The 19,178-nt window shown below is 44.2% G+C and carries 26 protein-coding genes and 2 tRNA genes; 24 read left to right on the forward strand and 4 right to left on the reverse strand.

Annotation, left to right across the window (positions count from 1 at the left end; all coding sequences use genetic code 11):
• The first annotated feature begins 2 nt into the window (after positions 1-2).
• The 4 genes from PUN35_RS18420 to pgmB are packed head-to-tail and all read left to right on the forward strand — an operon-like array spanning position 3 to position 5,487.
• On the forward strand, positions 3-887 hold the full coding sequence (locus PUN35_RS18420) for a DUF1189 domain-containing protein (RefSeq protein WP_014480986.1): 885 nt from the start codon (positions 3-5) through the stop codon (positions 885-887).
• Positions 865-3,138 carry a maltose phosphorylase gene (gene mdxK, locus PUN35_RS18425; RefSeq protein WP_014480985.1) on the forward strand — a complete coding sequence of 758 codons (2,274 nt, stop codon included), beginning with the start codon at positions 865-867 and terminating at the stop codon, positions 3,136-3,138. Before PUN35_RS18420 ends, mdxK begins: the two co-directional genes overlap by 23 nt.
• Entirely contained in the window at positions 3,131-4,816 is a 1,686-nt protein-coding gene (gene malL, locus PUN35_RS18430) for an oligo-1,6-glucosidase (RefSeq protein ID WP_033881298.1), read from the forward strand. Before mdxK ends, malL begins: the two co-directional genes overlap by 8 nt.
• A complete protein-coding gene (gene pgmB / locus PUN35_RS18435; protein ID WP_014480982.1) occupies positions 4,813-5,487 on the forward strand; it encodes a beta-phosphoglucomutase in 675 nt (224 codons plus the stop codon). Before malL ends, pgmB begins: the two co-directional genes overlap by 4 nt.
• Positions 5,488-5,549: 62 nt before the next feature.
• On the opposite strand, the gene clpP is transcribed toward pgmB, so the two are convergent.
• Entirely contained in the window at positions 5,550-6,143 is a 594-nt protein-coding gene (gene clpP / locus PUN35_RS18440; protein WP_003228214.1) for an ATP-dependent Clp endopeptidase proteolytic subunit ClpP, read from the reverse strand.
• Between the two features lie 269 nt (positions 6,144-6,412).
• On the opposite strand from clpP, the gene PUN35_RS18445 reads away from it, so the two are divergent.
• From PUN35_RS18445 to PUN35_RS18455, 3 genes are all read left to right on the forward strand, one after another.
• Positions 6,413-6,488: transfer RNA gene (locus tag PUN35_RS18445), tRNA-Arg, on the forward strand.
• A 200-nt stretch (positions 6,489-6,688) separates the two neighbouring features.
• Positions 6,689-7,678, forward strand: coding sequence for a tyrosine-type recombinase/integrase (locus PUN35_RS18450; protein ID WP_014480981.1), 990 nt, complete (start codon positions 6,689-6,691; stop codon positions 7,676-7,678).
• 158 nt (positions 7,679-7,836) lie between these two features.
• Positions 7,837-8,568: a helix-turn-helix domain-containing protein gene (locus PUN35_RS18455; protein WP_041516560.1), complete on the forward strand. Its 732-nt coding sequence runs from the start codon at positions 7,837-7,839 to the stop codon at positions 8,566-8,568.
• A 30-nt stretch (positions 8,569-8,598) separates the two neighbouring features.
• Here PUN35_RS18455 and PUN35_RS18460 read toward each other — a convergent pair whose 3' ends face one another.
• On the reverse strand, positions 8,599-8,781 hold the full coding sequence (locus PUN35_RS18460) for a hypothetical protein (protein WP_033881294.1): 183 nt from the start codon (positions 8,779-8,781) through the stop codon (positions 8,599-8,601).
• Between the two features lie 59 nt (positions 8,782-8,840).
• The gene (locus PUN35_RS18465) at positions 8,841-9,074 is read right to left on the reverse strand and encodes a helix-turn-helix domain-containing protein (RefSeq protein ID WP_033881293.1); all 234 of its coding nucleotides are present in this window, start codon (positions 9,072-9,074) and stop codon (positions 8,841-8,843) included.
• Positions 9,075-9,662: 588 nt separating this feature from the next.
• On the opposite strand from PUN35_RS18465, the gene PUN35_RS18470 reads away from it, so the two are divergent.
• Positions 9,663-9,998: a hypothetical protein gene (locus tag PUN35_RS18470; RefSeq protein WP_031601018.1), complete on the forward strand. Its 336-nt coding sequence runs from the start codon at positions 9,663-9,665 to the stop codon at positions 9,996-9,998.
• Positions 9,999-10,199: 201 nt separating this feature from the next.
• On the opposite strand, the gene PUN35_RS18475 is transcribed toward PUN35_RS18470, so the two are convergent.
• Positions 10,200-10,427 (reverse strand): helix-turn-helix domain-containing protein, encoded by a 228-nt coding sequence (locus PUN35_RS18475; protein ID WP_306306790.1) that lies wholly within the window; start codon positions 10,425-10,427, stop codon positions 10,200-10,202.
• Between the two features lie 108 nt (positions 10,428-10,535).
• Here PUN35_RS18475 and PUN35_RS18480 point away from each other — a divergent pair, with 108 nt between their 5' ends.
• From PUN35_RS18480 to PUN35_RS18555, 16 genes are all read left to right on the forward strand, one after another.
• The gene (locus PUN35_RS18480) at positions 10,536-11,711 is read left to right on the forward strand and encodes an AimR family lysis-lysogeny pheromone receptor (protein ID WP_014480746.1); all 1,176 of its coding nucleotides are present in this window, start codon (positions 10,536-10,538) and stop codon (positions 11,709-11,711) included.
• A gap of 403 nt (positions 11,712-12,114) precedes the next feature.
• Positions 12,115-12,252: a hypothetical protein gene (locus PUN35_RS18485; protein WP_014480745.1), complete on the forward strand. Its 138-nt coding sequence runs from the start codon at positions 12,115-12,117 to the stop codon at positions 12,250-12,252.
• Entirely contained in the window at positions 12,245-12,787 is a 543-nt protein-coding gene (locus tag PUN35_RS18490; protein WP_041516557.1) for a hypothetical protein, read from the forward strand. The genes PUN35_RS18485 and PUN35_RS18490 overlap by 8 nt, the downstream gene beginning before the upstream one ends.
• A gap of 37 nt (positions 12,788-12,824) precedes the next feature.
• Positions 12,825-12,980, forward strand: a complete 156-nt coding sequence (locus PUN35_RS18495; protein WP_031601016.1) for a hypothetical protein — start codon at positions 12,825-12,827, stop codon at positions 12,978-12,980.
• Between the two features lie 49 nt (positions 12,981-13,029).
• Positions 13,030-13,152, forward strand: a complete 123-nt coding sequence (locus PUN35_RS18500; RefSeq protein ID WP_031601015.1) for a hypothetical protein — start codon at positions 13,030-13,032, stop codon at positions 13,150-13,152.
• Positions 13,149-13,490, forward strand: a complete 342-nt coding sequence (locus PUN35_RS18505; protein WP_033880970.1) for a hypothetical protein — start codon at positions 13,149-13,151, stop codon at positions 13,488-13,490. The genes PUN35_RS18500 and PUN35_RS18505 overlap by 4 nt, the downstream gene beginning before the upstream one ends.
• 13 nt (positions 13,491-13,503) lie before the next feature.
• Positions 13,504-13,683 carry a hypothetical protein gene (locus PUN35_RS18510; protein ID WP_206697824.1) on the forward strand — a complete coding sequence of 60 codons (180 nt, stop codon included), beginning with the start codon at positions 13,504-13,506 and terminating at the stop codon, positions 13,681-13,683.
• Positions 13,684-14,365: 682 nt separating this feature from the next.
• A complete protein-coding gene (locus PUN35_RS18515; RefSeq protein ID WP_049832645.1) occupies positions 14,366-14,563 on the forward strand; it encodes a helix-turn-helix transcriptional regulator in 198 nt (65 codons plus the stop codon).
• Entirely contained in the window at positions 14,560-14,943 is a 384-nt protein-coding gene (locus tag PUN35_RS18520; RefSeq protein ID WP_033880966.1) for a hypothetical protein, read from the forward strand. Before PUN35_RS18515 ends, PUN35_RS18520 begins: the two co-directional genes overlap by 4 nt.
• A 67-nt stretch (positions 14,944-15,010) precedes the next feature.
• Positions 15,011-15,382, forward strand: a complete 372-nt coding sequence (locus tag PUN35_RS18525) for a sigma factor-like helix-turn-helix DNA-binding protein (protein ID WP_033880965.1) — start codon at positions 15,011-15,013, stop codon at positions 15,380-15,382.
• Positions 15,383-15,454: 72 nt separating this feature from the next.
• Positions 15,455-16,246 (forward strand): hypothetical protein, encoded by a 792-nt coding sequence (locus PUN35_RS18530; protein WP_031601014.1) that lies wholly within the window; start codon positions 15,455-15,457, stop codon positions 16,244-16,246.
• Positions 16,243-16,521, forward strand: a complete 279-nt coding sequence (locus PUN35_RS18535) for a hypothetical protein (protein WP_031601013.1) — start codon at positions 16,243-16,245, stop codon at positions 16,519-16,521. The genes PUN35_RS18530 and PUN35_RS18535 overlap by 4 nt, the downstream gene beginning before the upstream one ends.
• Complete coding sequence (locus PUN35_RS18540; protein ID WP_031601012.1) at positions 16,518-17,060, forward strand: hypothetical protein; 543 nt, start codon at positions 16,518-16,520, stop codon at positions 17,058-17,060. Before PUN35_RS18535 ends, PUN35_RS18540 begins: the two co-directional genes overlap by 4 nt.
• A 1,044-nt stretch (positions 17,061-18,104) precedes the next feature.
• Entirely contained in the window at positions 18,105-18,284 is a 180-nt protein-coding gene (locus tag PUN35_RS18545; protein WP_033880962.1) for a hypothetical protein, read from the forward strand.
• A 252-nt stretch (positions 18,285-18,536) separates the two neighbouring features.
• Positions 18,537-18,848: a hypothetical protein gene (locus PUN35_RS18550; protein ID WP_049832644.1), complete on the forward strand. Its 312-nt coding sequence runs from the start codon at positions 18,537-18,539 to the stop codon at positions 18,846-18,848.
• Between the two features lie 245 nt (positions 18,849-19,093).
• A tRNA-Trp gene (locus PUN35_RS18555) sits at positions 19,094-19,165 on the forward strand.
• Positions 19,166-19,178 lie beyond the last annotated feature (13 nt).

Here is a 19,178-nt window from a genome sequence, read left to right on the forward strand (position 1 = left end):
CAATGAAGAATCTGGAGAATAAAAGCTTTATCATCCGCTGCCTGAAAGCGGCTGCATCTCCATCAGGTGTTTGCAGCTATGGGAATACCTTCAGCTGGCTGCAGCTCTCTTTTCTCTTTATGTTTTTAACGGCCTGCTTAATGGCGCCGTTAGCGGTTTCGTTTGTGAAAATGGATCGCTTCAGCGTTGCATCTTTTATGCCGTCAGCGATTCAAGGGGTTAATGATCAATTTGCTGATCAATTACAGGGTTTTCAAATCAGGAACGGAAAACTAACAGGCGGGAAGAGCTCTGAGAGGATTGAAGATGGGCAGAATGTGATGGCAGTCGATATGAAGCATGAATATGAGACAAGCGGTGAAAATGGGCGATTGAAAGTAACTGGATTTGAAAACGCCGTCATATTTCAACCTGATCAACTGGTGATCACCGATCAAAACGAAACGGGGTTTTCTGTTGGCTATGCGAAAATGGACGTTAAGCTCGAGAAACCAAACGTCCATGATGTAGAGGTCTTGATCGATACATTGTGGTTGGCACAGTATAAGCCGATGATCATGATGCTGGCATATACGGTGGTTTCTATGATCCAGCTTTTGTTAACGTTTGTTCTTGCAGGTGGCCTCTGGATCACAAAAATATCAAACATGGTCTCTATTGCATCATTCAAGGAAGCAGTATCTACGGCGATTTGCGCCTCGGCACTGCCGGCATTTGCGGCAGCTGCTATCGGCATGGTTCATTTTGATTTGATTACTGTATTGATGATCCATTCGTGTGGCGTTACTTTGATGATCTCTTTTGCATTTAGATATTTGACCAAAACCCGCCGTGATAATGGAAACTTACATTCGGGAGGAAATGATGATAAATCAGCGGTTATTTGAGATTGATGAATGGAAAATCAAAACAAATACATTTAATAAGGAGCGTACACGGCTGCTGGAAAGCCTGACGTCTCTTGCCAATGGCTATATGGGGGTCAGAGGGAATTTTGAAGAAGGCTATTCAGGCGACAGTCACCAAGGCACATATATTGCAGGCGTGTGGTTCCCCGACAAAACGCGAGTCGGCTGGTGGAAAAACGGGTATCCGGAATATTTCGGAAAAGTGATCAATGCAATGAACTTTATGGGCATAGGCTTATATGTTGACGGTGAAAAAATCGATCTCCATCAAAACCCAATCAAATCATTTGAGGTAGAACTCAATATGAAAGAGGGGATTCTGCGGCGAAGCGCTGTTGTCCGCATTCAGGGTAAATCCGTCAGAATCAGGTCAGAGCGGTTTCTTAGCCTTGCTGTAAAAGAACTCTGTGCGATTCATTATGAAGCGGAGTGCTTGACGGGAAATGCTGTCATTACGCTTGTTCCTTACCTGGATGGAAACGTGGCAAATGAAGATTCTAACTACCAAGAACAGTTTTGGCAGGAGGAAGCGAAAGGTGCTGATTCTCACAGCGGCCATTTAGCGGCAAAAACGATCGAAAATCCATTTGGAACACCGCGCTTCACGGTATTAGCCGCAATGGCAAACGAGACGGAGGGTTTTGTCCATGAAAGCTTTAAAACGACTGAAATGTATGTCGAGAATCGCTACAGTTATCAAACGAAGGCATCATTGAAAAAGTTTGTGATTGTCACGACTTCCCGTGATTTTCGGGAGGAAGAGCTTTTATCGAAAGCCAAGGAGCTTTTGGCGGATGTGGTAGAGAACGGCTATGAAGATGCAAAACGGAGGCACACTGATCGATGGAAGGAAAGATGGGCAAAAGCGGACATTGAGATTAAAGGAGATGAGGAGCTTCAACAAGGAATCCGCTACAATATCTTTCAGTTATTCTCGACATATTACGGGGGCGATGCCCGTTTGAATATCGGGCCGAAAGGATTTACTGGCGAGAAATATGGAGGTGCCGCATATTGGGATACTGAGGCGTACGCCGTTCCGATGTATTTGGCGACAGCCGAGCCGGAGGTGACGAAAAACCTGCTTTTGTATCGCTATCATCAGTTGGAGGCTGCCGAACGAAACGCGGCAAAATTGGGGATGAAGGGGGCACTTTATCCGATGGTGACGTTCACCGGTGATGAATGCCACAACGAATGGGAAATCACCTTTGAAGAAATTCACCGCAATGGCGCGATCTGTTATGCGATCTACAATTATATCAATTATACAGGCGACCGTAACTATATGGAAGAATACGGGATAGACGTACTTGTGGCAGTCAGCAGATTTTGGGCCGACCGTGTTCACTTCTCGAAACGAAAAAATAAGTATATGATCCATGGCGTCACAGGGCCGAATGAATACGAAAACAACGTTAACAACAATTGGTATACGAATGTCATTGCGGCTTGGACGTTGGAGTATACTCTACAAAGTCTCGAAAGTATCTCAGCGGAGAAACGCCGCCTTCTGGATGTACAGGAAGAAGAATTGAAAGTCTGGAGAGAAATCATCCAGCACATGTACTATCCGTATAGTGAAGAACTGCAAATTTTCGTTCAGCATGACACGTTCTTGGATAAAGACCTGCAAGCAGTTGACGAATTAGATCCAGCGGAACGGCCTCTTTACCAGAATTGGTCATGGGACAAGATTCTCCGCTCCAATTTTATTAAGCAGGCAGATGTTCTCCAAGGCATTTATCTTTTTAATGACCGTTTTACAATGGAAGAAAAACGGCGAAATTTTGAATTTTATGAGCCGATGACTGTCCATGAATCAAGCCTATCGCCCTCTGTCCATGCGATTCTCGCAGCCGAACTCAAGCTGGAAAAGAAAGCGCTCGAATTATATAAGCGCACAGCAAGGCTTGATCTTGATAATTACAATCATGATACGGAAGAAGGCTTGCATATTACTTCAATGACGGGTAGCTGGCTGACAATCGTTCATGGCTTTGCAGGCATGCGCACCGCGAATGAGACGCTGTCATTTGCTCCGTTTTTGCCGAAAGAATGGGACGAATATTCATTCAACATCAATTATCGAAACCGATTAATCAATGTGACGGTTGACGAAAAGCGCGTTATTTTTGAGCTTGTAAAAGGCGAGCCGCTGCACATGAACGTTTATGAGGAACCAGTTGTCCTACAGGGACGATGTGAAAGGAGAACGCCTAATGAGTGAATGGTGGAAAGAAGCTGTCGTTTATCAAATTTACCCGCGCAGTTTTTATGATGCCAATGGAGATGGATTCGGGGATTTGCAAGGTGTGATTCAAAAGCTGGATTACATCAAAAATCTCGGGGCGGATGTCATCTGGCTCTCCCCGGTATTTGATTCCCCGCAGGATGACAACGGATATGATATCAGCGATTACAAAAACATGTATGAAAAGTTTGGGACAAATGAAGATATGTTTCAGCTGATTGATGAAGTCCATAAACGCGGAATGAAAATCGTCATGGATTTGGTCGTGAACCACACATCAGATGAGCATGCTTGGTTTGCTGAAAGCCGCAAGTCGAAGGACAATCCTTACCGGGATTATTATTTTTGGAAAGATCCTAAACCGGACGGCTCAGAGCCGAATAATTGGGGATCGATCTTTTCAGGCTCAGCGTGGACATACGATGAAGGAACAGGGCAGTATTATTTGCACTACTTTTCGAAAAAACAGCCTGATTTAAATTGGGAAAACGAAGCCGTTCGCCGGGAAGTTTATAATGTAATGAGATTCTGGATGGATAGAGGCGTTGACGGCTGGCGGATGGATGTGATCGGTTCTATTTCTAAATACACCGATTTTCCGGACTACGAAACGGATCACAGCCGCAGCTATATTGTCGGCCGTTATCACTCTAACGGCCCCCGTCTTCATGAGTTTATTCAAGAGATGAACAGGGAAGTGCTTTCTCATTACGACTGCATGACAGTCGGAGAGGCAAACGGCTCTGACATTGAAGAGGCGAAAAAGTACACAGATGCAAGCAGGCAAGAGCTGAATATGATCTTTACATTTGAACATATGGATATTGATACAGAACAAAACTCGCCAAATGGGAAATGGCAGATCAAGCCGTTTGATTTGATTGCTTTAAAAAAGACGATGACAAGGTGGCAGACCGGGTTAATGAATGTCGGCTGGAATACCCTGTATTTTGAGAACCATGACCAGCCGAGGGTTATTTCCCGCTGGGGCAATGACGGGAAGCTCCGTAAGGAATGTGCGAAGGCATTTGCAACGGTTCTGCACGGCATGAAAGGAACGCCGTTTATTTACCAGGGAGAAGAAATCGGCATGGTCAACATCGATATGCCGCTGGAGATGTATGATGATCTTGAAATAAAGAATGCATATCGTGAACTAGTCGTCGAAAACAAAACGATGTCAGAAAAAGAGTTTGTCAAAGCCGTGATGATAAAAGGAAGGGATCATGCGAGAACACCGATGCAGTGGGATGCCGGAAAACATGCGGGATTCACAGCCGGAGACCCGTGGATACCGGTAAATTCCCGCTATCAAGATATCAATGTGAAAGAGTCTTTGGAAGATCAAGATTCGATTTTCTTTTACTATCAGAAGCTCATTCAATTACGAAAGCAATATAAGATTATGATATATGGCGATTATCAGCTGTTGCAGGAGAATGATCCGCAGGTCTTTTCTTACCTTCGAGAATATCAAGGGGAAAAGCTTCTTGTCGTTGTGAATTTATCGGAAGAAAAGGCTCTGTTCGAAGCGCCTCCAGAACTGATTCATGAGCGTTGGAAAGTGCTGATTTCAAACTATCCGCAGGAGCGGGCTGACTTAAAGAGTATTAGCCTCAAACCTTATGAAGCTGTGATGGGCATTAGTATATGAAAGCGGTCATTTTTGATTTAGACGGAGTGATAACAGATACTGCTGAATATCATTTTCTCGCTTGGAAGCACATCGCAGAACAAATCAATATCCCCTTTGACAGAGACATGAATGAAAGGCTAAAAGGAATCAGCAGAGAAGAGTCACTTGAAAGCATATTGATCTCTGGCGGTGCGGAAACAAAGTATACAAATGCGGAGAAACAAGAACTTATGCATCGGAAAAATCATGATTATCAAACGCTGATCAGCAAATTGACGCCGGAAGATCTTTTACCGGGGATTGGCAGGCTCCTATGTCAATTGAAAAACGAAAATATAAAAATCGGGTTAGCATCTTCAAGTCGCAATGCTCCTAAGATTTTAAGACGTTTGGCAATTATCGATGATTTTGATGCCATTGTTGATCCGACGGCTCTTGCGCAGGGGAAACCTGATCCTGACATCTTTTTAACAGCTGCAGCGCTGCTCGATGTTTCCCCTGCTGATTGCGCGGCAATAGAAGACGCAGAAGCAGGCATTTCTGCAATCAAATCTGCGGGGATGTTTGCGGTTGGTGTAGGTCAAGGACAGCCGATGCTTGGTGCTGATCTGGTTGTGAGGCAGACGAATGATTTGACGCTTGAGCTGTTACATGAGGAATGGGAGCAGTATAGAATAAAAAGTGTTTAAGGGAGTCAAATCCTTGAAATGAAAAAAACCTGCAAGAGACGCAGCTCTTGCAGGTTGTGTTATTACTTTTTGTCTTCTGTGTGAGTCAAAATTTTGTCAATCAGGCCGTATTCAAGCGCTTCTTCAGCAGACTTGAAGTTATCACGGTCTGTGTCGCGTTCGATCACTTCAAGCGGCTGGCCAGTACGTTCAGCAAGGACTTTGTTTAGTTTGTCGCGAAGCAAGAGAATGCGTTTCGCGGCAATTTCAATTTCTGTCGCCTGACCTTGCGCACCGCCAAGTGGCTGGTGAATCATGACTTCACTGTTTGGAAGCGCATAGCGTTTGCCTTTTTCGCCGGCTGCAAGCAGGAAAGCGCCCATTGATGCAGCCATACCGATACAAATTGTAGATACCTTCGGCTTAATAAACTGCATGGTATCATAGATCGCCATACCGGCTGTAATAGAGCCGCCCGGGCTGTTGATGTAAAGAGAAATTTCTTTTTCAGGGTCTTCTGCTGCTAAGAATAAAAGCTGTGACACGATGGAGTTCGCAACGTTGTCATCAATCGCAGATCCAAGCATGATGATACGATCCTTTAATAGACGAGAATAAATGTCATACGCTCTTTCCCCGCGGTTCGTTTGTTCAATGACTGTAGGTATTAAATTCATAATGCTCCTCCTTCACCTTTTAGGTAAGTATGTAGTTACATGATACATTTTTGGTCAATAAAGGTCAAACAAAAAGCTGGTCTGATATGCAAAGTCGTCTCTTTTTCCCATTTTCCCCAAAAATACATGGGTTCAAACCATCGTATGTCAGATTTCCAATTAAGATGCTGTGTCTATTTAAAAAACGGCCTCTCGAAATAGAGGGTTGTTATTTTAATTGAATTATCGTATAATTAGTTGTGCTGACGTTCTCATAACGCAGTCTATATGCGCTCGTAGCTCAGTTGGATAGAGCGGTGGTTTCCGGTACCACGTCTGTCGGGGGTTCGAATCCCTCCGAGCGCGTCCAATACGTTTTAACCCCGTCATATCAACGTTTTCCGACGGTCCGTTAAGGCGTTAAGTGTACGAAAAGTGTCCGAAAGGACGCGAACCGGTAAAGAACGGGCCCGGCTTTAATCGGCTGGCTCGTATCTCTTAAAACGATATAGTTCGATTCAGCAAACGTAACCTCGCGGATAAATAAATCCGGGAGGTTTTTTGTTATGGCGGTTTTAAAACGCAGGCAAGGCGTCAGGAATCGGCGTGAGACTGACGGAATAGTAAAGAGCTTCAGAGCGACGAAGACCGTTCACGAAGCGTTAGGGATCGTTTGCGAGTTATTCGAAACGGAGAACTATCGCGAAAGAACGATCAATGATTATCGGAAGTATTGGTCGGAATTTATGGAAGTGGCCGGCATACAGCCGACGGATAACATAACGGACATTACGGAAGATCATCTGCGGTCCTATATATCAACGATGCTAAACGTACGCGATCTTTCACCAGTAACGATAAATATCCGTTTAGGCGGCATCAAATCGATTCTTAGCCGAATGACTAAGCGCGGTCTTATAAACGAGAATCCAGCGAAAAGAGTAACAAAGCTGCGGGTCGATGAAAAGACGATTAAGATGCTCACGGACAGTCAAGTACGGCGATTCTTTAAAATGATCGATAAGGATACGTTCCCAGGCTTTCGCGATTATGTAGCGTTCCTCATTGCGTTAAAATGCGGGCTTCGTTCGAATGAGCTTGAAGGGCTTAAGCCGGAAGATATCGACTTTGATAACCTCGTCATCATGCTACCAGGCGCGGTTAACAAGAACCGTAAAAATAGAATGGTACCGATGACTGAGCAAGTCGCAGAAGAATTGCGCCAATTACTAACGGAAATGACGGAGTATTTTGGTACATTTACGCATGTTTTCGTTAATCAGTACGGCGAGAAGATCGCGAAAGATCATTTGCGGAAAAGAGCTGCGAAGTACGGGGAAATGGCGGATTTAAAAAAGGAATGTCGACCGAGCCTTCATAGCTTACGACATACCTTTGCGATTAATTATTTAAGAAACGGCAGCGATATACGTTCCTTACAAAAAATAATGGGACACGCTGACCTCGCTTCGACGGAAATATATCTCGATTATGTAGACGATATCGTAATCGAACAGTACAGAAAAGCAAGTCGAAACGATACATTAAAGGTTTAAAACAAAAAAAAAGAACGCCATCCAGCGGAAATGAATCCGATAGATAGAACGTCCTGACCTACGTCTATTATATCGGAAAAAAGCGTACTTGTCTACGTTTATTTAAGTGCGCCAAAATTTCCGTCGGACAGGTGTCTCTTATCGAGGAGAGAAACCGAATGTACACGAAAGAAGCCTCTAAAATGGCGTCATTCCGTTCAGTGGACGAGCTTAACGGCGCCATCCGTACGCACATATACCGCAATAAATCCGACCTAACGCCTGCCGCAATCGAGGTTCTAAAGGTGTTGTCTCGTCATGCCGTCAAAACGCCGGGCGTGGCGTATCTGAAGCTCGCAACGATCGCAGAACTAATCGGCAAGCACCGCGTTACCGTTATTCGCTCCATTAAACGACTAATTAATCTCGGCATTATCCGCAAAGAAATAAAGTATCGGCCAGTATCCGGCGGCAACGGCGCCAATATGTACGTTATCCTGCCAGCGGTTAAAGCCGATGTTACCCCGTCCGTGTTACCCCGCCAAGACGCCGAAAAGCCAACAGAGACAAAGGCGGAAGTATCGAAACGGAAAGACGAAGCTGTTATTTCTCAAAGCAAATTAAAGTTACTACGTAATACGTATAGCGCGTTTAAATCGGCAGTCAATACGTTTATTAGTGACCGCAAGTTAACGAACAAGCTTTACGGCATTTATTTAGCGCATACGTCGTATTTAAAAGGCGTTTATGCTGCCGATACGCTTCAAGAAATCGGACTGGAAGCTGTACGACAGACATTTATCGCGACTAAAAGGAAAGCTATACGCAATCTTGCCGGTTACTATAGCGGTGTGCTGGATCGGATGCTCGACCGTTTGTATGCTGCGCGATTTGACGATTTAGAAGCATAAAAAAGACGCTGATTGTTCAGCGCCAGTAATTTATCGAATGCGGACCGTTTTGCAATCCGGACACATAACTAGTTTAGACGGGGTTCTATCGCGAGTTGTCGAGTTCAATCCTCTACTTTTCACAAGAAAAACGTAGTCCTTATCTGCCGCAATTGGGACAAAGCTTCGCTCGCCTTCTTCGAATCCGCAAGCTGCACATTTTATGTTTGCCATTAAAAACACCTCCCTATGCCAATTATATCAGCGTAGAGAGGTGTTGTGTGGAGGCTCGGTCAGTCACGGCGTTCGAACTGGACTACCTCTTCGATCGGACAGTCTAAGTATTCGCATATTTGCGCGATCACTTTCAAGGCAACAAACTCACCGGCGGTCATCTTCGCTAATGTTGACGAGGATATGCCTAAGTCATTTCTAAGGTCTGTTTTATTCTTCTTCCGTTTAGCAAGTGTGACTTCTAACGGATGGTATGTAGGTTTTAGGTTTACGATTTTTTCTTTTCTAGCCATATGTATCACTCCGCAAATATGTTTTGTCCTATTATATCACAAATAACCCGAAAAAAATATTCGATATATTAAACATTTTGTTCGATAAAGTTATTGACAGAGGGGCTGCAGGTGCGATATACTATGTTTAATAAGTCGAACAATTTGTTTGATTAACGAAAGGAGGACAGGAGATTGATTGAACTAATAACAAAGCTTTCCGTTATCGCCGCATCATGGCTAACCATTTTCAAACTCTTGTTAGAACTTAACAAGATGCGAAAAGAGACGAAAAGCAAAAAGCGACGCTCTCCCTCCAAGAAGCAACGTCGCAAGTGACTAAGACGGGGCGAAAGCCCTGGCTGTTCAATCAATTATACCACATATGAAAAAGATTAATACAATCGAAATTTTTCTAATCGTTGCCCTTTGCTTCTGGATCGCGAACATGAATTTCGCAGCACTTTCTGTTTTAGACTTCATCGGAATAGGCACCGCGGTCGTATATTGCGGGTTGATCGTGTGGAAGTTGCTGTCCCGATGAAAAACAAACCGGCGTTCGGCGGCAGCGCAGTCGTCGGACGTCACAAAACGAAAGGATGATCCATTATGACAAACGTTATTAAACAAAGCAGCCTTATTCCGGCTGAGTACGTTATATATGACTACGCAGGAGAAGGTGAGGACTTGCGGAAGGATAAACAGCTCGTTCACGTTGGCGGTAACTTGGCGATTGGGTATGAAGAAGGCTGCGGTATTATGCTTTACGAAATGGCCGGCAATCCTGGCGCATGGGAGATCGGAGACAATGATAACGTCTTACACGATGTATACGACGATGGGTGGCTCTCTGATGTACCGATCGAAAAGCTCGCAAGTATGTCGGTTCTTGAATTCATGCTTGCGGTTGCCGAAAGAAAAGCTCAGAAGAAGGCAGTATCGTAGCGATTCGACAAATTTGTAAACAATTGCCTCTAAAATTTTTGTGACTTTCGACATAAATCGACTGTAATATTCGTAATAATCAGTTATCATAGTAGTATAAAACGGGAACGTCTGTACGGTTTTTAACGAATGATAAGCTAAAGTTGAACAAATGTACAACTTACCGGATGACGGGCGATGTTCACCCCGTCAGCGACCTACTTAATCCTCCGGAATCCATTCGTACAAGTCGTCTATCGTCGAATTGATAGCGACAGCAATGGTTTTCGCGGTATCGAATCCCATCCGACGACTACCGTTGACATACTTAGATACGATGCTCTTATCGTACCCGGTTCGGTCAACGATGTCGGTTTGGGTTAGCCCGCGTTTACGGAGTAGGTCACGAAGTAGACATTTCCCACGTCGATACTTCACCGGTCTAAACACCTCCGCAAAGCTATATATCGGGCTTTACGAGGAAATTATAACCTATTGCCGTCAGTTTTTCTATTCGTTTCTGGATGTACAATCATTTCGAGGAAGAAGGGGAAAAGGTTGAAAAGTTTATCTGATGAAATTCTGAACTTGATTGAAGACAGCGATTTAAGTTACAAAGAGGTTGCCCACATGGCCGGAGTTTCTGCGCGTAGTATTTATGAAATAAAAAATCGTGGAACTATAGGTTTTATAACTATGCTCAAAATCGCCCAAGTCTGTAACGGCGCGGATTATCATGAAAAAATGACTAAATGGTGTCACTTACTTACCACCACTGAAGGTATAAAACACGCCTTTGAATACGCAGCAATAAAAAGAGATATCGCACTTTTGGGTGACTTGTTAGACAATGCAGAAGGCGACTATTCATTGAGTGCGTACTATGGGATTTACAGCTTAATTTATAAATTTATGAAGAAGGAGATTGCTTTCTTAGACTTGTACGATTTGCTTAAGCAGGTTCGAATTTCGAAGGATAAAAACCTCGCGATTATAGTGGATATCTACAAATGTTATTTACTCTATTACCAAAAGGACTTTCTAGGCATTCTTCAGATGGCAAATGTAATCGAAAAAGAAATACAAAACATAGGTCAAGACAGAAGCGCTTTTTTCAGACAATGCTATATATACCGGTTGGCGGAAGTGTTAATGCCGGTCCACTTGCATTTTAATAATTTTGAAGCTTCACGCAAATTTGCGAAAATTCTACTTTACAGTAATATCAGCAGCAAAACTATGTCGGATGGTTATTATTGTATTGGGATGACGTACTTGGGTAGAGATAAGGAGGTTTGTTTAAAGAGTTTAGAACGTAGTTACGAACTGATGAAGGAGATAGAACGTTCTGATTTGATTGAAGAATCCAGAATGCACTTAGAACTAGCACGCCTGTACTATGAAGTAAAAGAAGGGGCGTCCATTAAAGGTGTGGCAGGTTTTGCGGAGAGAATGCAATTTAAAAGTGATTCGGATTTCATAAAGTATTTTGAATATCGGTTAGAGAACTCACTGTCAAAACTCTATGAGGGTTATAAATACTTTTTTAGTCGAAAGAATTTCTTGTTTGCTAATTTAATAGCCGATGACCTTGCGTGTTTTGGAGTCGACTCAGCGCAAGTAGAGGCACTTAAGTCGATAAATCTAAATGAAAAGGTGGAGTTTAATTTTGAAGAAGAAGTTGTTAGCTGTTTTAGCCATTGGAGCCGTATTAATATCGCTCGGGTATCTTAACAAAAATGATCAGGCATCAACGCAAGAGGCGAAGTCTGAATTTAAAGTGGCCGAGATAAGCCCAGGGGCGTAGAAACAAACACTGCCCGCTGATAAAAATTGGCGGGCGTACTCATAATTTAAAAAACGTTTTGGCGAACGTAGTAAAACAAAAAGGCCGCCCTGTTGGCGCAGGACGACCCGATCAAAATCAGTTAGAAGATATGCAAGTACGATATCTACACTCTTGGCGGAGTAATCGTATTTGCCGTCTGCTGTTACTCTCACATAACAGCATTTTTCAAGCAACCAAAAAATAACCCGAAGGTTTAGTTACTTATTTTGTATTTTATCCGTTGCCAACGGATTTTACAAGGCGAACAGTATACGAACACCTTCGGAAAATTGAATGGAGGTCAATGATATGCCAGTCGATTTCGGATGGATATTTCAAATATCCGCAGTAATCGTAGTGTTTATCTTAGGCTGCATGGCATGGGCGGTTTGGAAAGAGGATTCCGACGCTCAAAACAACAACTTCGGAGGGTTCGATAATGAATAAATATAACGTTTCTCGATCAGCAGTAAAAAACGCGGTAGTTCGTCTTGGTCTTACAAATGCGCAGGCACCGAACGCATTAATTAAATATGCACAAGGGTCTTCATTCGTTTGGTTACTCGAATCAACAAGCGGTAGCCAAGCCGTTTACGACAACTATAACGAAAGAGTGCGCCTTGTAATCGCAGAGAACGGCACCGTACTGGACGTTTTCCCCATTGATTACGCGCTACAGTCACCGCACAACTTATCGGAAGAGGTTTGCCAATCGCTTAAGGAGTCGACTAAAAAGACTCTGATCGCGAAAAGAGACGAGATCCACCGCAAATGGTGCGAAGCTGAACTCGCTTTTCACGAAAATAGTTACGAAATAGCTAAAGTGCGTTTCGGATTAATTGACGCGAGTACCGACGAGGCTGCGGCGTTAAACAGCCGTTTAGCGGAGCTTTGCGCAGATAATAAGCGACTGCACGAAGATAGATCAGCACTTAGAAAAGAACGGACTGAAATAGAGCGTGCTCTTGTACCTTATATCTAAGATTGCGGACGGAACTAAAATTCGAGGGGGAAACGAAATGGAGAAAGTAAAAGTGAATCATCTTTGGTTGGTTGAGGACGGAAAGCGTTTTGAAGAAGAAATTGACGCAATTAATATCGGAAATGGGTACGTACTCATTATGACAAACGGAGAAGATAACGAGCATTTAGTCGTTTCTTTACTCACTGTATGAAGGTTTAAACGGACCGGAAATCGGATGGTTCTCGGAAGTTCACGAAGATGTGGCGTACACGGTGCCGGAAAGTGGCGTCATTCCTACGCTGGAAGAGGTTGCGGCCATGTCTGCGGTTGATCTGATGTTATTCCTTGCGGGAAAAGCGCGAAGGGAGGCGCAGCCAGCATGAGCCCATTCAAAGCAGAAAAAGTACGGGTAGTTCGACACGGATCGACAGATTTCCCATATAAAGAAACATACGACGCCTATCTCATCGCGGCAGATACGGTAGCATTGTGCGCATTTGATGCGCTGGGCGGCGGCAGGTTTGCGTTTTACGACACTGACGGCCTAACGCGAAAGAAAGACGGCTACCACTTATATGACGATGCGCACCCGGAAGCATTCGTATTCGAGTTCGCCAAGACGACGGAGGCCTTAGCAAAGCTTGACGGTCGCGAAATAGCCGATATGAGCGTCGCGCAGTTCATGCGATTGTTTTTCACGGGAGGCGAAAGTTGTGTATAAAGCAGGCGAAACCGTGCGATATTGGGGCGTTAAAACTGGCGGACTGACTTGGCTCTCATCTGAAGCGATGATCGGTAAGGTAATCGACTGGCAGCGCGAAAAACAGAGTTATAAGATCGAGGGGCGGTCGGGAACCGTCCAGGACGTTCCGGAAAGGTTAATTGACGGAGATTGCGAAGTTAAAGCCGGTTAAACGCCGGCTTAATTTTTTGTCCATTTTCCGAAGTACATACGCATCTATAAGTGAGGGAAGAAATTTTGCGAAAAGGTGTCCGTTTTGGAAAGTGACCTTGCAGTTATTTATGAAAAGATTGTGCCAATCCGGAAGTGTATACGCAGTTATATATGAGAGGTGAAAATTTTTTTGAAGCGTCTGTCCCACTTGTGGTAGGGTATACGAGGTTTTTGGTAAAAATTAGGATGTCGTAAAATCTAAGGTAGCCTACCCATTATATAAGTGTAGGGACAAAAACAAGAAAAAGTGTGCCAATCCGATACCTAACCTCGCAGTTATATATGAGGAGGTAAATTTGCGCGACATTTATTTGATGTGCATATTATCGGTTGTACTACTTCAGGTGTCGTAAAATCAGATATATATATATATCGATGGGGCTTTACTTTTGAAGAACGAAAAATCGGTGCCAATCCGGAAGTAGATACGCAACTTATAATGACGGAAGAATTTTTCGCTTAATTGTGCGGTTTAGAAAAGTCGCGGGTATTATCTAGTAGAAAAAGATTTATTCAGATGTCGCAAAAAGATAGAGGGAGTTATTAATTTTTGTAGACTTCTGTCACAAGACGGAACAATAAGGGAGGTTTTGATCATCATTACCAATGAGTTATTCGAATTAATAAGAAGGCATCAAAATATGACGCAGGAGGAATTTGCGAACTTATTAGGGATAAGCAGAAAGACAGTAAGTGCGATTGAACGTAACAAGCGTCCGGTATCAAAAAGAACAGAACATAAACTAATTCAAAAAGTCCCCATTTCAGATAGCCTTCTAAACTACAAAATGAGGCATGACAGTCTGAAAGAATTTATAAAAACGGAGGTAAGTCAATGAGTGCGAAATCTGAATACTGTCATTTTTGCAAAAAGAAACACCCTCTTCGAAGTATTGCAGATAACAAAGGAAATGAGGTGGCGTTGTATTGTACGAACAAAAGGTTGGTAGTTAAATCAGACATAGCGTTGTGGGACGGCGAGGACTTATACGGTAAACTTCGCGAGTATGTAAGGAGAACCGCAGACATTAGTAGCCTGAGTCGTATTAGGCCCGATAAAATCGAAGGTTTGGCGAAGAAGTTTGCGTACACCTACTGTAAACTGCCTTATGCGAAAGAAAAACGTTTGGATTATGCATTTACTCAATACCATATACAAACGATTATTGTCCGGTTAAGGTCAGAGCTGAGGGCTAAAGGGTGGGGAAAGAGTTTTTGATTTTGACTTAAGGAAAAACGCTAAAAAGATCCAATAATATCTTAACATGAAAACGGGAGGGGACGCAATGGGTTCAGCGACAAACAGACCGGACCAACACCGCAAATATGAAGCGGACTATAAACTGAATGATTCCGAGGGTATCCGCTCTCTATTGCGTGATTACCACAAGCTCTGTTATAGCCGAATAAATGGCGATTACGCGGCTTCAGATATCCTCCTAGACTTAGATGATGCGATAGACGCCGCGACGCTCACAGCGCTTCAAAAACGAGCTTTAACGTTAATCTATATCGAGGATCTTACACAAAGGGAAGCCGCCGCCGAAATGGGTATCGAGAGAAGCGTTGTATCAAAACACGTAACTGCTGCCGTAGATAAAATCGCAGAAATTTACGCATATTGGGCGGATAGAGGCGAAGGCTACTGCGTTAATTGAATCAAACCGGGAGTGTACCTGCCGCACTCGACGATTTAAACTATAAAACTCAAAAAACAGGGGGAATTTTTAATGAAAAAGTTTACTGAAATCGAACGCAATCTTATTACTGTTATCTTGGACGGACGTCGCAACGATTATAAAAAGGAGCATGATTTCGAGAAGGTGTTCGGTAGAAACGCAACCATCGATCTGACGGAGGGGCGTACCTTTTTACTGGATGAGGCACTGTTTGGCGTAGAGGGGCCTCCGGAAATCATTTACGACCTCTTATACGAAGTGGAGTGCGGCAATGTAAGCTATGACGTTATGATTGATGCGCTTGAAGCCGCAGTAAATGGCGATTGGGAGAACGTTCCGAGTGTCGAAGAAGCGATGCATAGGTCGGTTATTGTAGACAAGTTCCTGGACGAGCTAAGTCGCTATTACAATGCACTCCGGATGCTACTGGAGCACGGTTGCGAAGTTGAAAAGCTCAAACGCATCGATGATGAGATCATTTTGGCGCTCGGGGTGGAAAAGCAAGGTGAGAAAAGCCTTATGGAGTGTCTGGGCGACAATAAATCCTGCCAGAACACTGCGGTTCGAGTGTTCGAATCAGCGGACTTATCCTCCCTTTTTGAAACAAACTTCCAGACCCTGCGAAAGCTGATCAATTTGTTACAGGAGTTGGATGGGCATCTTCCGCAATCAGTTGAGTTCGACGCCTTTTCATGTGAATCAGTAGTATCTGATATGGCGTTTATAGTCTCTGGAGCAGATACTGAGTGGACAGAGTTTATGGAGAACGTAGGTGTTTCAATCTATGACTGTGATGCGGAGAATTACATTGAACAACTTAAGGAGATGATTGAAAGTCTATGAAAACTTACAAAATTGTCTATAAACCGGCGATAAAGCCGTTATTTAAGCTCGCCGACCCTTACGATATCTATGCGTTCCCAATGCCCGAATTTACCGGGTATGGGACGGCAACAGGCGAAAGGGAAGAAACGGTTACAGCACCCAATAAACAAATCGCGAAATCTATGCTCGCCTGCAGTATCATGTCAGAGCACCTAGGCGCCGGCTACGACAGCACACCGATCATTGTTCAAGCTCTACAGAATATCGTATCAATCGAGGAGGTGCGCGAATGAGTAACGTACTAGCGTTTGGTGGTGGAGGCGAACAGGAACAGCGCAAGCCAATGCCGAATGACAAAGCCGCGCTCTTAGATAATCCGCAGGGCTTCGAGGTTTACAACCGCGAGCTCATGCGGAAAGTCTTTCCGCGCTTGATTAACGAAGCCTATGACGTAGCTTATGCCGAATACAAACGTAAGCCGGAGATACGCGATGTGGTGGCGTTTTACTTTCTGCTGCAGTCGTATATTGACGGTAACTATACGCGCAGTGACGGCACCATCAACGACAGGTTCGGCGCTTGCTTCTTAAATTATGAAACTATCCAGCAACGATTGCGGATTGAAAAGCACCGAATCAATCTGCTGGCCGCGATCTTAGAGACGAACGGGATTATACGGACGACCGGACACTACGAAGGGACGAAGCGCTTTAAGTGGTACTTTCCGTCGTTCTGTCCGCACATAACTGACGATGGATATATCGTTAATGAAGACGGTGAGAAGATCGTGCCGGACTTCGATGTGTACCGGATGAGACGGCGCAAACGTTGATATGACGCTTCATGTGCGCAGGACACATTAACGGTGATGTGTACAGGACACACTACGGATGATGTGCGCAGGACACATTGTAAAAAGAGAAAGACGTAAAAGAGCAATTAGTAAAAGAGAAACAAATAATAGCGAGCCAAATGCTTACGCCTTTGACATCGCAGATATTAGTTATAAAGGATGTGTAAGTAGTTAAGTACCTTATCGCGATAAAGAACTTAATATATAAATATCTGCGTACACGAAGGAGCGAAAGCGACGGAGTGGGCGCTATTCTTTTATATTAAGAAATAATACTTATAAATGCACAATATACCCGAATAGTTATCTATGTATTATGAAAGGGTATATGCACACAATGTGTCGATATGCTGTCTTACGTTATGAGAACCGATATGCACATTATCGGGCTTTAGCTGTCTATACGTTATGAAGAAGGCTATCGTAAAGAAGGGCTGCCACTTACGGAAATAATACCGAGGCATCAGCCGCAAATACTGGCGCCTTTCTTTATGATGAGACTGCGTGATACCACACGATATGCCTAACGTGTTGCATACGAATAGGTGACGCTACTTATATATGTAGGAACTCGGTACAACCTAGGCGAGATTGGTAACGAAGTGTAACCGTAAATCAAGCACGGGCCCGGCGCGGACGAACCCTTTCGAAACTCACGGGGCTGGTCCGGTTGCCTACCGGTATATGCAATACCTTATACATCATAGGCGGCATACGGCATAGCCAGCACCCGTTGATCTAGCGCGGTTTCTCGAATGTATAAATGACATACGATTGATTGCGTTGTGTTAACGAGGAGGAACGCCGGTATACCAACGATCGTCAATCAATTCGAATGTAACTCAATTTACTTCTGTTAAATTCATTATTCAATAATACGAATAAAGTATTCATTTGCAAAAATCCGAATTTGAAAAAGGCCGAGCCCCCCCAAGCCGCCCCAAAATGCCCCGGAAATCAGGCGAATAAAACTGCCGCACATTTTTTCGAACTCGGGGCGTCAACTAAACGGAGGTGATCGCGTTGTTCATTCAGGTTCAACGGCTGACAGACGACCAGAAGGCGCTATTAACGGAAAGGTTCGCGGAGATGCTCGAAGGAGACGGCGCGATAAAGATCACTGTAAATTGCGGAAGACCCTCCATATACGACATGGTAAGTAGAACGACGAGCTTCGAAATCATCGAATCGATTACGAAATGATAAACGGAGGCGTAGGCGTTGCCCCATAAATGCGACGTTTGCGAAAAAGATTGCGAAGTAGAATACGATGATATTAACGATCGTCATATGTGCGAACGATGTTGGGACGAATATTACGAGTCTTGTTATTATGGCGGCTTAACATAACGATTCTGTCACGAAATTAAAACGTCACAGCCGTTTTAATCCAGCCGGAGGGTATTCGGTAGGGCGACGGCTAGAAGCGCTAATTCTCGAAAGGAGGTGCGTAATATGACCGAGGATATTATCGCACTGATGCTCCGGATCGAAACACTATATCCTATAACGTTTGAAACGATACAACGTTCTTTAGCGCATTTAAAAGCGTCTAATTGCGCCTGGTCTGACGAAGACATAATCGAAGCGCTTGGCCGATTAGCATATCACGGATGTACCGGTATTGATGCGAGTATCAGAATCGCGAGAATTGCGGAGATACACGAATATAGCGCAGTAAAGAACGGTTTACACGTGTCACTTGAAACGCTAGGTGTAGACGAACGGTCAGCGCCTCCTCTCGTATGGTATATCTGCGGTAGGTAGCTCCGCATTCCCTCGTCTTAGGGACGCTAAAATAATAAAGACGCTATACCCGTCCTGACTGCGGATAGATATAAAGCAGTCGGCTACCAAACGCCATCAGAACGAGGCTTCCGCCAACACGGCGGCGGTCTTTTTGTGCTTGCGTTTTACTGATCAGCCGGAATGTGCTTCCGAGCCTTCCGGTAACGCTAGCGCACCCACCGACACGCCTCTTAACAATGCGGACCCCGGTCGGTGTGGCAAATAGGGGCGCATGTTCCTCGGCGGCGATGCGGTCTCCAAAACCGCGTGGGCAGGTTCGATCCCTGTCGCCCCTGTAAAAGCGGGTTT

This window comes from Bacillus sp. N3378-2at (genome assembly GCF_033412715.1).
In the GTDB taxonomy this organism is placed as follows: domain Bacteria; phylum Bacillota; class Bacilli; order Bacillales; family Bacillaceae; genus Bacillus; species Bacillus subtilis.

What these genes read in the sequence shown, in the direction of transcription:
- PUN35_RS18530 (WP_031601014.1), top strand. Translation starts at nt 15,455, where the DNA reads ATGAAAAAGTTTACTGAAATCGAACGCAATCTTATTACTGTTATCTTG.
- PUN35_RS18455 (WP_041516560.1), top strand. Translation starts at nt 7,837, where the DNA reads ATGTACACGAAAGAAGCCTCTAAAATGGCGTCATTCCGTTCAGTGGAC.
- pgmB (WP_014480982.1), top strand. Translation starts at nt 4,813, where the DNA reads ATGAAAGCGGTCATTTTTGATTTAGACGGAGTGATAACAGATACTGCT.
- PUN35_RS18550 (WP_049832644.1), top strand. Translation starts at nt 18,537, where the DNA reads ATGACCGAGGATATTATCGCACTGATGCTCCGGATCGAAACACTATAT.
- PUN35_RS18420 (WP_014480986.1), top strand. Translation starts at nt 3, where the DNA reads ATGAAGAATCTGGAGAATAAAAGCTTTATCATCCGCTGCCTGAAAGCG.
- PUN35_RS18460 (WP_033881294.1), bottom strand. Translation starts at nt 8,781, where the DNA reads ATGGCAAACATAAAATGTGCAGCTTGCGGATTCGAAGAAGGCGAGCGA.
- PUN35_RS18520 (WP_033880966.1), top strand. Translation starts at nt 14,560, where the DNA reads ATGAGTGCGAAATCTGAATACTGTCATTTTTGCAAAAAGAAACACCCT.
- PUN35_RS18535 (WP_031601013.1), top strand. Translation starts at nt 16,243, where the DNA reads ATGAAAACTTACAAAATTGTCTATAAACCGGCGATAAAGCCGTTATTT.
- PUN35_RS18485 (WP_014480745.1), top strand. Translation starts at nt 12,115, where the DNA reads ATGCCAGTCGATTTCGGATGGATATTTCAAATATCCGCAGTAATCGTA.
- clpP (WP_003228214.1), bottom strand. Translation starts at nt 6,143, where the DNA reads ATGAATTTAATACCTACAGTCATTGAACAAACGAACCGCGGGGAAAGA.
- PUN35_RS18515 (WP_049832645.1), top strand. Translation starts at nt 14,366, where the DNA reads ATGACGCAGGAGGAATTTGCGAACTTATTAGGGATAAGCAGAAAGACA.
- malL (WP_033881298.1), top strand. Translation starts at nt 3,131, where the DNA reads ATGAGTGAATGGTGGAAAGAAGCTGTCGTTTATCAAATTTACCCGCGC.
- PUN35_RS18470 (WP_031601018.1), top strand. Translation starts at nt 9,663, where the DNA reads ATGACAAACGTTATTAAACAAAGCAGCCTTATTCCGGCTGAGTACGTT.
- mdxK (WP_014480985.1), top strand. Translation starts at nt 865, where the DNA reads ATGATAAATCAGCGGTTATTTGAGATTGATGAATGGAAAATCAAAACA.
- PUN35_RS18495 (WP_031601016.1), top strand. Translation starts at nt 12,825, where the DNA reads ATGGAGAAAGTAAAAGTGAATCATCTTTGGTTGGTTGAGGACGGAAAG.
- PUN35_RS18490 (WP_041516557.1), top strand. Translation starts at nt 12,245, where the DNA reads ATGAATAAATATAACGTTTCTCGATCAGCAGTAAAAAACGCGGTAGTT.
- PUN35_RS18505 (WP_033880970.1), top strand. Translation starts at nt 13,149, where the DNA reads ATGAGCCCATTCAAAGCAGAAAAAGTACGGGTAGTTCGACACGGATCG.
- PUN35_RS18540 (WP_031601012.1), top strand. Translation starts at nt 16,518, where the DNA reads ATGAGTAACGTACTAGCGTTTGGTGGTGGAGGCGAACAGGAACAGCGC.
- PUN35_RS18465 (WP_033881293.1), bottom strand. Translation starts at nt 9,074, where the DNA reads ATGGCTAGAAAAGAAAAAATCGTAAACCTAAAACCTACATACCATCCG.
- PUN35_RS18525 (WP_033880965.1), top strand. Translation starts at nt 15,011, where the DNA reads ATGGGTTCAGCGACAAACAGACCGGACCAACACCGCAAATATGAAGCG.
- PUN35_RS18450 (WP_014480981.1), top strand. Translation starts at nt 6,689, where the DNA reads ATGGCGGTTTTAAAACGCAGGCAAGGCGTCAGGAATCGGCGTGAGACT.